Annotated in this window: 12 protein-coding genes and 1 pseudogene; 6 read left to right on the forward strand and 7 right to left on the reverse strand. The window is 75.4% G+C overall.

From position 1 onward, the window contains the following. A pseudogene (locus ACI79V_RS09275) lies at positions 1–471 on the reverse strand (hypothetical protein); the annotation flags it as partial. A gap of 216 nt (positions 472–687) precedes the next feature. Between ACI79V_RS09275 and ACI79V_RS09280 the strand changes: the two are divergent. Beyond that, entirely contained in the window at positions 688–2832 is a 2145-nt protein-coding gene (locus tag ACI79V_RS09280; RefSeq protein ID WP_456888591.1) for an LCP family glycopolymer transferase, read from the forward strand. Between the two features lie 125 nt (positions 2833–2957). Here ACI79V_RS09280 and pstB read toward each other — a convergent pair whose 3' ends face one another. The 6 genes from pstB to ACI79V_RS09310 all read right to left on the reverse strand — a co-directional run bounded on the left by pstB (position 2958) and on the right by ACI79V_RS09310 (position 8975). After that, positions 2958–3737 carry a phosphate ABC transporter ATP-binding protein PstB gene (pstB, locus tag ACI79V_RS09285; protein WP_456876354.1) on the reverse strand — a complete coding sequence of 260 codons (780 nt, stop codon included), beginning with the start codon at positions 3735–3737 and terminating at the stop codon, positions 2958–2960. A gap of 25 nt (positions 3738–3762) precedes the next feature. Beyond that, a complete protein-coding gene (gene pstA, locus ACI79V_RS09290; protein WP_456888593.1) occupies positions 3763–4842 on the reverse strand; it encodes a phosphate ABC transporter permease PstA in 1080 nt (359 codons plus the stop codon). Then, positions 4842–5795 (reverse strand): phosphate ABC transporter permease subunit PstC, encoded by a 954-nt coding sequence (pstC, locus tag ACI79V_RS09295; RefSeq protein WP_456876352.1) that lies wholly within the window; start codon positions 5793–5795, stop codon positions 4842–4844. Before pstC ends, pstA begins: the two co-directional genes overlap by 1 nt. A 104-nt stretch (positions 5796–5899) precedes the next feature. Then, a complete protein-coding gene (pstS, locus tag ACI79V_RS09300) occupies positions 5900–7021 on the reverse strand; it encodes a phosphate ABC transporter substrate-binding protein PstS (protein WP_456888595.1) in 1122 nt (373 codons plus the stop codon). Between the two features lie 233 nt (positions 7022–7254). After that, on the reverse strand, positions 7255–8211 hold the full coding sequence (gene mshD, locus ACI79V_RS09305; RefSeq protein ID WP_456888788.1) for a mycothiol synthase: 957 nt from the start codon (positions 8209–8211) through the stop codon (positions 7255–7257). Beyond that, positions 8208–8975: a winged helix-turn-helix transcriptional regulator gene (locus ACI79V_RS09310; RefSeq protein WP_456888597.1), complete on the reverse strand. Its 768-nt coding sequence runs from the start codon at positions 8973–8975 to the stop codon at positions 8208–8210. Before ACI79V_RS09310 ends, mshD begins: the two co-directional genes overlap by 4 nt. Positions 8976–9191: 216 nt before the next feature. Here ACI79V_RS09310 and ACI79V_RS09315 point away from each other — a divergent pair, with 216 nt between their 5' ends. From ACI79V_RS09315 to ACI79V_RS09335, 5 genes are all read left to right on the forward strand, one after another. Next, positions 9192–10007: a hypothetical protein gene (locus ACI79V_RS09315; protein WP_456888599.1), complete on the forward strand. Its 816-nt coding sequence runs from the start codon at positions 9192–9194 to the stop codon at positions 10005–10007. Positions 10008–10009: 2 nt separating this feature from the next. After that, on the forward strand, positions 10010–10711 hold the full coding sequence (locus ACI79V_RS09320) for an LmeA family phospholipid-binding protein (RefSeq protein ID WP_456888600.1): 702 nt from the start codon (positions 10010–10012) through the stop codon (positions 10709–10711). A 37-nt stretch (positions 10712–10748) separates the two neighbouring features. Further along, a complete protein-coding gene (locus tag ACI79V_RS09325) occupies positions 10749–11096 on the forward strand; it encodes a thioredoxin family protein (RefSeq protein WP_456888602.1) in 348 nt (115 codons plus the stop codon). A 275-nt stretch (positions 11097–11371) separates the two neighbouring features. Next, the gene (locus ACI79V_RS09330; RefSeq protein ID WP_456888606.1) at positions 11372–12205 is read left to right on the forward strand and encodes a sulfurtransferase; all 834 of its coding nucleotides are present in this window, start codon (positions 11372–11374) and stop codon (positions 12203–12205) included. Between the two features lie 2 nt (positions 12206–12207). Then, complete coding sequence (locus ACI79V_RS09335; protein WP_456876345.1) at positions 12208–12501, forward strand: DUF1416 domain-containing protein; 294 nt, start codon at positions 12208–12210, stop codon at positions 12499–12501. The last annotated feature ends 107 nt before the right edge of the window (positions 12502–12608 follow it).

The following is a 12608-nucleotide window of genomic DNA, read 5'->3' on the forward strand; positions in this document are numbered from 1 at the left end:
GGTGATGGCCTGGTCGGCCCGCTGCTGGGTGGTCCCCACGGCGGCGATGGCGTCGTCGGCTCGCTGCTGGGTGCCCTGGACGGCGCTGATCGCGTCGTCGGCGCGCCGCTGGGTGGACTCGACGGCGACGATGGCCTGGTCGGCCCGCTGCTGGGTGGTACCCACAGCGTCGATGGCCTCGTCGGCCCGGCTGCGGGTCCCGTCGACGGCGGCGATCTCGTCGTCGGCCCGCCGGCGTGTGGACTCCACGGCCTCGATGGCGCGGTCGGCGGCCCCGATCGTGTCCCCGGCGTGCTCGACGAGGTCCTCCACCCGGCCGACGACCCGGTCGACGCGGTCGAGGAGGCCCTCCAGCCGGCCCACCGCGGCCGCCACCCGGGGCAGCAGGACCAACGCCTCGCCGATGCCCTCGCGCAGGCTCTCGACCGCGGAGAACACGTCGGAGGGGCCGGGTATCGAGGGCAGCCGCACGAGGGGGACGCTACGGCCGCGCCCGGCAGGTCGCCCGGCCGGCGAGTGGCCCACCACCCGCCCGGGTAGGTCCCGGCGCGATCGTCGGCACCGACCTCCCGCGCGTCGGCCGCCCTGGAGGACCGCGAGCCGTATCGTGGAGTGCTGCCGCGAGTGCGGGGTGCAACCGATCGGACGCCGCGGCGCGGACGACGTGACACGGACGACGACGATGGGATGTCGACACCGGTGGGCGACGAGCGGGGGCGGGGCGACCGGGCCGGTGGCCGGGTGCCCGACGCGTCCGGGCCGATCTCGGTCGAGCAGCTGATCGCGCGCTCCGGCAACGCCACGGGCCGCCGGGCCGCCCGGCGCACCGGCGAGGTGCCGATCCCGCTCGAGCCCGGTGAGTCCCTCCCGCCGCACCGCGGACCCCGTCCTCCGGTCCCCCCTGCCACCCGGCAGCCGGCGCCGGAGCGGGACCACCGGCCGGCCGGCGACGACACCCCGAGCCCCCGCCGCGGCCTGCCGCCGGTCCCCGCGGCCCCCGCCGGTGTCCAGCAGTCCCGGCCGGTGCCGCCCGCGGTCCGCGAGGGCGTGCGCCGCTCCCAGCCGGTGCCACCGCTGCACCCCGGGACGCCGGGAGCGGTCCACCGTTCCGGCCCGGTGCCGCCGCTGCCCGGGACCCCGGGGGCGGTCCACCGCTCGGGCCCGGTGCCGCCGCTGCCCGGGACGCCGGGTGTCGTCCACCGTTCCGGTCCCGTGCCGCCGCTGCCGGGGACCGCCGGGGCCGTCCACCGCTCCGCGCCGGTCCCGCCCATCCCGGGACTGGACGGCTCGCCGGTGTCCGGTGCCGGCAGCACCCGCCGCTCCCCGGCGCCGAGACCCCCGCGCAGCCCCTTCCGCCGGCGGCTGGTCCGGGTGGGCCTGGTCCTGGCCGTGGTGCTCGGCCTGGCCCTCACCTACCACCTGGGCCTGTACACCTACGTCGACCGGAGCGTCGCCCGCGTCGCCGCGCTCGCCCCCGAGGGGCCGGAGGTGATCGCCCCGCAGCTGCAGGAGGGGTCGACCACCTACCTCGTCGTCGGCACCGGCCTCCCCGGCACCGACGGGCCGGCCTCGGTCACCACGCTGCTCGTCCACGTGTCCGCCGAGGAGGACCGCGCCGTCCTGGTCAGCGTGCCGCCGACCGCGCTGGTCGACACCCCCGGCTGCCGCACCGACGACGGCGCCGTCCGCGAGCCGGTGTCCGAGGCGTTCGCGGCCTCGCTGCTCGACGGCGGACCGGCGTGCATGGTCCGCGCCGTCCAGCAGGTGTCGGGGCTGCGGGTCGACCACTACCTCGCCGTCGACCTCGCCCGGCTGCCCGGCCTGGTCGACGCGGTCGGCGGGGTGGACGTGTGCCTGCCCACCGGCGACCCCGCCGACGCCGCCTCCGCCGCCTCCCTCCCGGCCGGCACCTCGCGCCTCACCGGGGACCTGGCGACGCGCTACCTGACCCCCGGTGACGCCGCCGCCGACGCCACCGGCACCGCCGCCGCCGAGCGCACCCAGCGGCTGCTGTCGGCGATGCTGCGCACGGCGGTGACCGCCGGCACGCTGGCGAACACCGTCGAGCTGACCCGGGTCCTCACCGGCGCCGCCGACGCGCTCACCGTCGACGAGCAGACGACGCTCGGCGACCTGCGGACCCTGGCGACCGCGCTCGGCGACCTCGAGGGCGACGCCGTCCAGCGCGTCGCGCTGCCGGTCGCCCAGGTCGGCCACGTCCCCGCGGGCAGCGAGCGGTCCTACGTGCTGCTCGACGGCACCGGCGTCCGGTCGCTGTTCGACAGCGTCATCGAGGACAGCCGGGTCCCCGAGGAGCTCGCCGCGCCGGGGGTGGCCGTCGAGACCGCCGCGGCACCCGAGCCGACGCCCGAGCCCGCCCCCGCGGCCGGGCCGTCGCCGGCCCCGGCCCCGGCCCCGCAGGGTCCGACCGTCGCGCCGGCCGCGGTGACCGTCGACGTGCTCAACGGAACCGCCACCCGGGGGCTGGCCTCCACCGTGGCCGACCAGCTGCGCCAGCAGGGGTTCACCGTCGGCACGGTCGGCAACGAGACCGGCGGCGTCGACGGGACCGTCGTCCGCCACGGCCCCGGCGCCCTGGAGCAGGCGCGCACGGTGGCCGCCGCCGTCCCCGGCGCGGTGCTGCAGGAGAGTGCCGCCGCGGGCGACGCCGTGCAGCTCGTCGTGGGCCCGGGCTACGACGGGGTCGTCCCCGTCCAGCTGGCCGCCCCGGCGCCCGCTCCGACCCCCGCCGCCGAGGAGACCCCCGCCGACGCGACCGCCGCGGCGGCGGCCGCCCCCGCGTCCGGCACCGCCCCGGCCGACTGCGGCTGACGAAGGACCCCGCTGCCCCCCCCACCGCTCCCTCGCTCGCGGCGGGCCCCTGCAGCGGGGCCGACAGACGACGAGGGCCGCCGCGGACGTCCGCGGCGGCCCGGTCAGGCGAGGGGGTCCTCCGGTCAGCCGAAGCGGCCGGAGATGTAGTCCTCGGTCGCCTTCTGGTCGGGGTTGCTGAAGATCTTCTCGGTCGGGTTGAACTCGATCAGCCGGCCGGGCTGGCCCACGCCGTTGAGGTTGAAGAACCCGGTGGACTCGCTCACCCGCGCGGCCTGCTGCATGTTGTGGGTGACGATGACGATCGTGTAGCGGTCCTTGAGCTCGGCCATGAGGTCCTCGATCGCCAGGGTGGAGATCGGGTCCAGCGCCGAGCAGGGCTCGTCCATCAGCAGCACGTCGGGCTCGACGGCGATCGCGCGGGCGATGCACAGCCGCTGCTGCTGGCCGCCGGACAGGCTGGAGCCGGGGCGATCGAGGCGGTCCTTGACCTCGTTCCACAGGTTGGCGCCGCGCAGCGAGCGCTCGACGAGGTCGTCGGTCTCGGACTTCTTCATCTTCCGGTTGTTGAGCCGGTTCCCGGCCACGACGTTGTCGTAGATCGACATCGTCGGGAACGGGTTGGGGCGCTGGAAGACCATGCCGATCTGCCGCCGGACGTCGACCGGGTCGGCGTCGGGGCTGTAGAGGTCCTGGCCGTCCATGACGACCTTGCCCTCGACGCGGGCGCCGGGGATGACCTCGTGCATCCGGTTGAGCGAGCGCAGGAAGGTGGACTTGCCGCAACCCGAGGGGCCGATCAGCGCGGTGATGCTGCGCGGCTCGATCGAGACGTTGACGCCCTCCACGGCGAGGAAGTTGCCGTAGTAGATGTTGAGGTCGGAGACCTCGATGCGCTTGGCCACGTACGGATCCTCCGGGACTGTCCGGTCAGCGACCGGTCTTGGGGGCGAAGAAGCGGCTGATCAGGCGGGCCACGATGTTGAGGGCCATGACCAGGATGATGAGGACGAGGGCCGCCGTCCAGGCGCGGTCCAGGAACGCCTGGGTGTCCGTCCCCGGCTGGGTCAGCTGGTAGTAGGCGAACACCGGGAGCGTCGCCATCCTTCCGTCGAACGGGTTGAGGTTGGTGCCGGTGATCAGGCCCACGGTCACCAGCAGCGGCGCGGTCTCACCCACGACGCGCGCGACGGCCAGGGTGATGCCGGTGCCCAGTCCCGCGATGGCGGTCGGCAGGACGACCTTGACCACCGTCCGCCACTTCGGCACGCCCAGGGCGTAGCTGGCCTCCCGCAGCTCGTTCGGCACGAGCTTGATGACCTCCTCGCAGGAGCGCACGACCACCGGGATCATCAGCACCGAGAGGGCGACCGCGCCCATGACGCCCATCCGGACGTCGTTGCCGAACAGCAGCGTGAACAGGGCGAAGGCGAACAGGCCGGCCACGATCGACGGGATGCCGGTCATGACGTCGACGAAGAAGGTGATGGCACGCGCGAGCCGGCCGCGGCCGTACTCGACGAGGTAGATGGCGGTCAGCAGGCCGATCGGCACCGAGATGAGGGTGGCCAGCGCGGTGATGATCAGCGTGCCGAGGATGGCGTGGTAGGCGCCGCCGCCCTCCCCGACCACCCGGAACATCGAGTTGGTGAAGAAGGCGGCGTCGAACCGTGCCAGGCCCTTGTCGAGCACGGTGTAGACCAGGGACACCAGCGGGATCATGGCGATCACGAACGCCGTGGTGACCAGGGCGGTGACCAGCCGGTCGGTGGCCTTGCGGGTGCCCTCGACGGCCCGCGCCCCGACGTACACGGCGAGGGTGCCCAGGACCGCCCCGTAGACGACGGTCAGGGCGATGCTGAAGCCGGTGAGGGCCGACAGGCCGGCCCCGAGCGCGATGCCCGCGGCGTAGAGCCCGGCCGCGCCGTACCGGGGCAGCCGGCGCCGCGGGCGGATGCCGGGTTGCGGCTCGTCGGCGACCCGGACGGGCGGCTGGATCTGGGTGCTCATCAGTTGGCTCCGGAGAAGTCGGCGCGCCGGTTGACGATCCAGCGGGCGAGCATGTTGACCGCGAGCGTGATCACGAACAGCACCAGGCCGCTGGCGATCAGCGTGTTGACGTCGATGCCGGTGGCCTCGGGGAACCGCAGGGCGATGTTCGACGCGATCGTCGAGGGGTTGGAGCTGCTGATCAGGTTCAGCGTGGCACCGGCGCCACCGGACAGCACGATGGCCACCGCCATGGTCTCGCCGAGGGCGCGGCCCAGGCCCAGCATCGCGCCGGCGATGACGCCGGACTTGCCGTACGGCAGCACCGCCATCTTGATCATCTCCCAGCGGGTGGCGCCGAGGGCGAGGGCGGCCTCGCGGTGCAACGCCGGCGCCTGGCTGAACACCTCGCGGGCGATGGCCGAGATGATCGGCAGGATCATGACCGCCAGCACCAGGCCGACGGTGAACATCGTGCGCCCGCTGGAGGAGGCCGGGCCGGCGAAGAACGGGAGCCAGCCCAGGTTGTCGGCGGCCCACACGTGGAAGGGGACGAGGGCCGGCGCGAGGACCGCCAGGCCCCAGAAGCCGTAGACGACGCTCGGGATGGCCGCGAGCAGGTCGATGACGTAGCCCATGGTCGCGGCGATCCGCCGCGGCGCGTAGTAGGTGATGTAGAGCGCGATCCCCACGGCGAGCGGGGTGGCGACCAGCAGGGCGAGGACGGCGCCCAGGAGCGTCCCGAGGACCAGCGGGGCGACGTAGGCACCCAGGCCCTCGCCGCCGGGGATCTCCTCCGCCGGGGCCGTGAGGGCCGGGATCGCCTCGCCGATGAGGAAGGCGGCCACGCCGGCGAGCACGAGCAGGATGAAGATGCCCGAGCCCTTCGCGCTGCCGGCGAAGACGCGGTCGCCCGGCCTGCGGACCACGCGCTGCTTCGTCGGGGGTTCGGTCGGGGCCTTCGTGGCGGTCACCGCTGCTCCGGGTGGTCGGTCGGTGGTGCGGGGGAGCCCGTCTGCGGGCGGGGCGGGTGGCCCGGGACGTCGCCGACGCCCCGGGCCACCCGGGAGTGCTCCGGTCAGCCGGCGGTGATCGCGTCGACCGCGGGCTGCGCCTGCTCGCGGAGGGTGTCGGAGATGGGCGCGTTGCCCGCGTTCTCGGCGGCCGCCTGCTGGCCGTCCTCGCTGATCACGTAGGACATGAAGGCCTTGACGTTGTCGGCGGCCGACTGGTCATCGTACTGGATGCAGCCGATGTGGTAGCTGACCAGGACGATCGGGTACTCGCCCGAGCCCTCGGTCTGCCGGTTGACCTCGATGGCGAAGTCGTACTCGCCGCGGCCCTCGACGGCCGGGGAGTTCTCGACGACGGCCGCGGCGGCCTCGGCCGACGGCGCCACGAACTCCTGACCGACGCCGACGTTGACCACGCCCAGCTCGCCGGCGCGGCTCGCGTCGGCGTAGGTGACCGCACCGACGGTGCTCTCGACCACGCCCACGACGCCGGACGTGCCGTTGGCGGCCTCGCCACCGGGCAGCGGCCAGACGCCGTCGGGCTCGGAGGTCCACACGTCACCGGCGGTCTGGAACAGGTAGTCGGTGAAATTGTCGGTGGTGCCCGAGTCGTCGCCGCGGTGCACGGGGGTGATCGGCGTGTCCGGCAGCTGCGCGTCCGGGTTCTCCTGCGCGATCGCCGGGTCGTTCCAGGTGGTGATCTGGCCGGCGAAGATGCGGGCGATGGTGCCCGGCGAGAGGTCCAGCTGGTCGATGCCCTCGAGGTTGAAGATGACCGCGATCGGCGAGATGTAGTTGGGCAGCTCGAAGATCTCCCCGCCGCCGCAGCGCTCCTGCGCGGCGGTGAGCTCCTCCTCGTCCAGCGGGGCGTCGGAGCCGGCGAAGTCGGTGGCGCCGGCGATGAACTGCTCGCGGCCGCCCCCGGAGCCGACCGGGTCGTAGCTGAAGGCCACGTCGGGGTACTCGCCCTCGAAGCCGGCCTGCCACGCCTCCATGGCCGCCTGCTGGCTGCTCGCGCCGGCGCCGACGAGGTCACCGCTGAGCTCCGCGGCGCTCTCCTCGCTGCCGCCGCCGTTGCCCCCAGAGGCGGTGTCGGACTCGTTCGCAGCGCCACACGCGGTGAGCGCGAGGGTGCCGGCCAGCGCCGTCGAGAGGACGGCGGCGCGCGACCTGGTGCTGAGCTTCAACTGGGTGCCTTTCGCAGAGGGAGCCCGGGCCTCGTCGCCGGGCATGGCGGGACCAACGGGCAGCGACGCTAGGCAGCGCAGGTGGCCGGTCCCGGGTGGATCGGTGAACGCCGGGTGAACGCCCACCGAGCCTTTCCCGACCGGGTGAGAACGAGGTCACGTCCGGCAGGTGAACGAGTGCGTTTCGGGTGGCGCCGGGCACACCGGGTAGGGCAGAACTGAGCGGTTGCGCCTCAGGCCGGGACCTGCGGGACGCGCCGCCAGGAGACGTCGGCGGCGTACCGCGTGAACCCGCTGCGCTCGTAGAGGGCGACCGCGGGGACGTTGTCCTCCTCGACGTAGAGCAGCACCTGTTCCAGACCGAGGCGGCGCAGGTGGGCCAGGCCCAGGGTGGTCAGCCCGCGGCCCAGGCCGAGGCCCTGGGCGTCCGGGTCGACGCCGAGGACGTACACCTCGCCGACCGGGTCCGGGCCGGCGTCGCCCGGCGGGTGCACCTTCGTCCAGTGCGACCCGAGCAGCGTGCCGCCGGCGCCGGGGTCGCCCCGCCAGGCGAGCAGGAAGCCGGCCGGGTCGAACCAGGGCTCGGCCTCGCGCAGCCGCAGGTCCTCGGGCGTCCAGGAGCCCTGCTCGGGGTGGGTGGCGAAGGCGCGGGCGTTGACCCGCAGCCACGCCTCCTCGTCCCGCCCGGGCCGGAAGGCGGCGACGGTGACGTCCGCGGGCAGCGCCGGGCGAGGGTCGAGGTCGGCGTCGGTGAGCGGACGGCGCAGCTGCAGCAGCACCCGCGCCCGCGTGTACCCGCGCCCGCCGGCCAGCACGGCGGCCGCCGGCAGGTCGCCGTGCGCCCAGACCCGCAGCGGCCGGCTCCCGGCCAGCTCCTCGAGCCGGGACAGCAGCGCCCGCCCGGTCCCGCGGCCGCGGGCGGCGGGGGCGACGACGACCTCGGCCTCGGCGTCGCCGTCCGCCCCCGGCGCCCCCAGCTCCAGCCGGGCGTAGCCCACCGGCGCGCCGTCGGCGTCGGTGGCCAGCAGGTCGCGGCCGCCGGCCGGGCCGCCGTGCTGCAGGCGCAGCTCGGCCTCCTCCGACAGCGGCCGGACGCCGTCGACGGCGGCCGCCGCGCGCAGCAGCGCGAGGACGGCCGCGGTCTCGGCGGGGGCGAGCCGCTCGGTGTCGCGGACGGCGGCGGTGCTCAGCGCAGCGGGGCGGTGCTGCGGGAGCCCTCGGTCAGGGGCTCGGCGAGGTCGGCCTGGGCGCGCGCGGCGGCCGCGGTGGCGTCGGCGACCTGCTGGTCGAGCTTGTAGCCGACGTTGCGCACCGTGCCGATCAGCGCCTCGTGCTCGGTGCCGAGCTTGGCCCGCAGCCGGCGGACGTGGACGTCGACGGTGCGGGTGCCGCCGAAGTAGTCGTAGCCCCAGATCTCCTGCAGCAGCTGCGCGCGGGAGAACACCCGGCCCGGGTGCTGGGCCAGGTACTTGAGCAGCTCGAACTCCTTGTAGGTGAGGTCGAGCGGGCGGCCGCGGAGCTTGGCGGAGTAGCTGTGCTCGTCGATGACCAGCTCGCCGGCCTGGGTCACGCCGCCGTCGGCGCCGTCGGCGGGGGTGGCGGCGGCCAGCCGGCGGGCGGTGGCCCACCGGAGGCGGGCGTCGACCTCGGCGGGGCCGGCGGTGTCGAGCAGGACGTCGTCGACGCCCCAGTCGGCCGACAGCGCCACCAGCCCGCCCTCGGAGAGGACCGCCACCAGCGCGGAGGCCACCCCGGTGGAGGACAGCAGGGCGCACAGGGCGCGGGCCCGGACGAGGTCGTGGCGGGCGTCGACGAGCACCACGTCGCCGGAGTCGCCGTCGAGCAGGCTGGACAGCTCGGGCGCCACCACGCGCACCTGGTGGCCGAGCAGGCCCAGGGCGGGGAGCACCTCGGTGGTGGCCTGACGCGCCGCGGTCATGAGCACGAGTCGCATGTCGTCTCCTCGGGGAGGGCGTCGACGGCGCTGTCGAACCGAGATCGCAGGATAACCGACGGGTGCGGCCGGGACGCCGAGGTCACGGGTGCCCGCGTCGCGGCCGGACACGCCGGGGCCTCCGCTCGCCGGACGCGCCGGGCGGGGGGCGTCTGCGACGATCGGGGTCCAGCGGGCGCCGGGGCGCGGACCCGCCGTCCGCGGGCAGGAGGCGACGTGACCACCGCGCTGGAGACCGGGGCCGCCACGCGCGGGCGGCACCTCGCCGCGGCCGTCGTCGTCGCGGCCGCCGCGGCCGCCGTGGTCTGGGCGCCCGAGGTGGCCGGGGACGACGGCCGGCTGGGCGCGGTGCTCCTGCTGCAGGTCGCGCTGGCCGCCGCGTGGGCGCGGGCGCTCGCCCCTGCCGGAGCGGCCGGGGCGGTGGTGCTGGCCGTCGCGGCCGCCGCCGGCTCCGACCTGCTCGTCCGGTCGGTCGAGGACCCCGGGCCGGGCGTGCTGCTCGTCGTCGCGGGGCCGGCGCTGCTGGCCGCCGTCGTGCACCAGATGCTGCGCCGCCCGCCGCGGTCGGACGTGGTCGGCTCGCTCGGGTCGGTCGCCGTGCTCGTCTCGTCGGCCTGCGCGCTGTCACCGTTCCTGCTGCCCGGGGTGGCCGGCGACCCCGACTCCCCGGCCACCTCGCCGCTGCTGGTGGTCGCGGGCGCGCTCGCCGCCGGCCTGCTCGTCGACGCCGTGCTGCCGCGTCCGCCGGTCGCCGAGGGGGCCTCCCGCGGCGTGCTCGGCCTGCTGGCCGCGGTGGCGGCGGGCATGGCCGTGGCGCTGCTCGAGAGCGGCACCGCGGCGCTGGTCGAGGTCATCTCCGGGGTCACCACCGGGCTGGTGCTGGGCCTGGTCGCCGCGCTGGCCGGGACGGCGGCCTCCTTCCTGCTCGCCGACACCGGCCGCCGGGTGCCCGGGATCGCGGGAGCGGCGGTCGAGGCGCTGCTGCCACTGGCCGTCTGCGCGCCGGCGCTGCTCGCGCTCACCGTGGTCTGACCGTGCGGACCCTCCTCGCGCTCGTCGCGCTGCTGGTCGCGCTGCTCGTCGTCGTGGGGCTGGTCGCCGACCCGATCGCCGAGGGCGCCGCCGAGGAGCGCGTCGCGGCGGCGCTGCGGGACGGCGGCGGCCTGGCCGGCACGCCGGAGGTCGACGTCACCGGCTGGCCCTTCCTCACCCAGGCGGTGTCGGGCACCTACGACGACGTCCGGATCTCGCTGACCGCCGCGGACCTCGGCCGGCCCGAGGGCACCCGTGCCGACGTGACGCTGCGCGGCGTGCACGTGCCGCTGTCGGACGCGCTCGCCGGCTCGGTGCAGGAGGTCCCCGTCGACCGGATCGACGGGACCGCGACGCTGTCCTACGCGCTGCTGTCGCAGGAGCTCGGCGCCGACACCGTCCTGCGGCGCGAGGGCGACGGGCTGCGCGTCACGCGCACCGTCGAGGTGCTCGGGTACACGGTGCCCCTCACCGCCGTGGGCCGGGTGGCGCTCGACGGGCAGGACCTCGTCGTCGACGTCGAGGGGGCCTCGGCGGCCGGCGTCGACGTGCCCGACGCCGTCGTCGACCGGGCCGGCGACGCGCTCGACCTGCGCTACCCGGTGCAGCTGCCCTTCGGTCTGCGGCTGACCGGCGTCCGCCCGGCCGACGACGGCGTGCACGTGGCCGTCGAGGCCACCGACACGGTGCTGCGCACACCCTGACGGAACACCGCACCCCCCGGCCGGGTTGGTCGGGGGGATGCGCGAGGACGAGGGCGGGGGCGGGCCGACCGCCGTGCTCGAGGGCCTGGGCGTGCGGCCGGGTGACGCCGACCTGACCGTCGTCCAGTTCTCCACCGCGTTCTGCGGGCCGTGCCGGACCACCCGCGCCCGGTTGCAGCACCTGGCGGCCACCCGGCCGGGACTGGCCCACGTGCAGGTCGACGCTGAGAGCCACCTCGACGCCGTCCGCGAGCTCGGGGTCCGGCGCACGCCGACGCTGTTCTACCTCGACCGGGCGGGACGCCTGGTGGGCCGCAGCAGCGGCGCGCCGCGTCCGGAGGAGCTCACCGCCCTGGTCGACGCCCACACGGGCGCACGGACCTGATCGGTTACCCTCGTCACGTGGGCACCCTGCTGACCTCGCGCCGCACAGTGGACCTGTGCCGCGTCGGCAGCTGCCTGTGTCGCGCCTCCTGAGGGCGGCCCCGCTCCGCCCAGACGTGCCCTGACCGCCGTCCGGAGAGCCCATCCCATGCCCCACGGCCCCACGCGCACCGCCGACGTGCGCCCGGGGCGTGCGCCGTACCCCGTCGTCCGCCGGAGCCCCCCGGCGTGCACCGCCTGACCGCCGCACACCCACCACAGGGAGGAACACCCCCCATGAGCCGCAACGACGTGCTCGTCACCGCCGACTGGGCCCAGGAGCACATCGGCCAGCCCGGGATCGTCTTCATCGAGGTCGACGAGGACACCAGCGCCTACGACAAGGGCCACATCGAGGGCGCGGTGAAGCTCGACTGGAAGTCCGACCTCCAGGACCCGCTGCGCCGTGACTTCGTCAGCAAGGAGCAGTTCCAGGAGCTGCTGAGCGCCAAGGGCGTCGGCAACGACGACACCGTGGTCCTCTACGGCGGCAACAACAACTGGTTCGCCGCCTACGCGTACTGGTACTTCAAGCTCTACGGCCACGACCAGGTCACGCTCCTCGACGGCGGCCGCAAGAAGTGGGAGCTCGACAGCCGCCCGCTCTCGTCCGACGCCGTCGAGCGGCCGGCCACGCAGTACCAGGCGAAGGACCCCGACACCTCCATCCGCGCCTTCCGCGACGAGGTCGTCGCCGCGATCGGCCAGAAGAACCTGGTCGACGTCCGCTCGCCCGACGAGTTCGCCGGCAAGCTGGTCGCCCCGGCCCACCTGCCGCAGGAGGGTGCGCAGCGCCCGGGTCACATCCCCACCGCGGTGAACGTGCCGTGGAGCAAGGCGGCCAACGAGGACGGCACCTTCAAGAGCGACGACGAGCTGCGCAAGCTCTACGCCGACGCCGGCCTCGACGACTCCAGGCAGACCATCGCCTACTGCCGGATCGGCGAGCGCTCGAGCCACACCTGGTTCGTCCTGCGCGAGCTGCTCGGCCACCAGGACGTCAAGAACTACGACGGCTCCTGGACCGAGTACGGCTCGCTGGTCGGCGTCCCGATCGAGAAGGGCGCCTGAGCATGTGCGGAGCCCCGAAGCAGGGCGGCGCCCTCGCCGGGATCGACCTGGACACCCAGACGGTGATCCAGGGCCAGGTCTGGCACGACGGCGCACCGGTGGCCGGCGCCTACGTCCGGCTGCTCGACTCGACCGACGAGTTCACCGCGGAGGTGGTCACCAGCCCCGAGGGCGAGTTCCGCTTCTTCGCCGCACCCGGGAAGTGGAAGCTGCGCTCGCTGGCCCCGGTCGGCCGCGGTGAGCGGATCGTCGCCGCCGAGGTCGGCCTCACCGAGACGACCGTCGTCCTCGACTAGCCGGAGGCCCCCGCCGCTCGCCCACTCGCGGCGGGACCCCGCGACGAGGCCGTTCCGGCACGTCAGCACCGCGCCCGTCCCCCTTCCCGGGGGGCGGGCGCGGTGCT

The organism is Geodermatophilus sp. SYSU D00700 (assembly GCF_054050255.1).

Bases quoted from the DNA above. Each gene is read 5' to 3' on its own strand.
- ACI79V_RS09280 (WP_456888591.1), top strand. From the start codon at position 688: ATGTCGACACCGGTGGGCGACGAGCGGGGGCGGGGCGACCGGGCCGGT.
- ACI79V_RS09325 (WP_456888602.1), top strand. From the start codon at position 10,749: ATGCGCGAGGACGAGGGCGGGGGCGGGCCGACCGCCGTGCTCGAGGGC.
- ACI79V_RS09310 (WP_456888597.1), bottom strand. From the start codon at position 8,975: ATGCGACTCGTGCTCATGACCGCGGCGCGTCAGGCCACCACCGAGGTG.
- pstA (WP_456888593.1), bottom strand. From the start codon at position 4,842: ATGAGCACCCAGATCCAGCCGCCCGTCCGGGTCGCCGACGAGCCGCAA.
- ACI79V_RS09335 (WP_456876345.1), top strand. From the start codon at position 12,208: ATGTGCGGAGCCCCGAAGCAGGGCGGCGCCCTCGCCGGGATCGACCTG.
- ACI79V_RS09330 (WP_456888606.1), top strand. From the start codon at position 11,372: ATGAGCCGCAACGACGTGCTCGTCACCGCCGACTGGGCCCAGGAGCAC.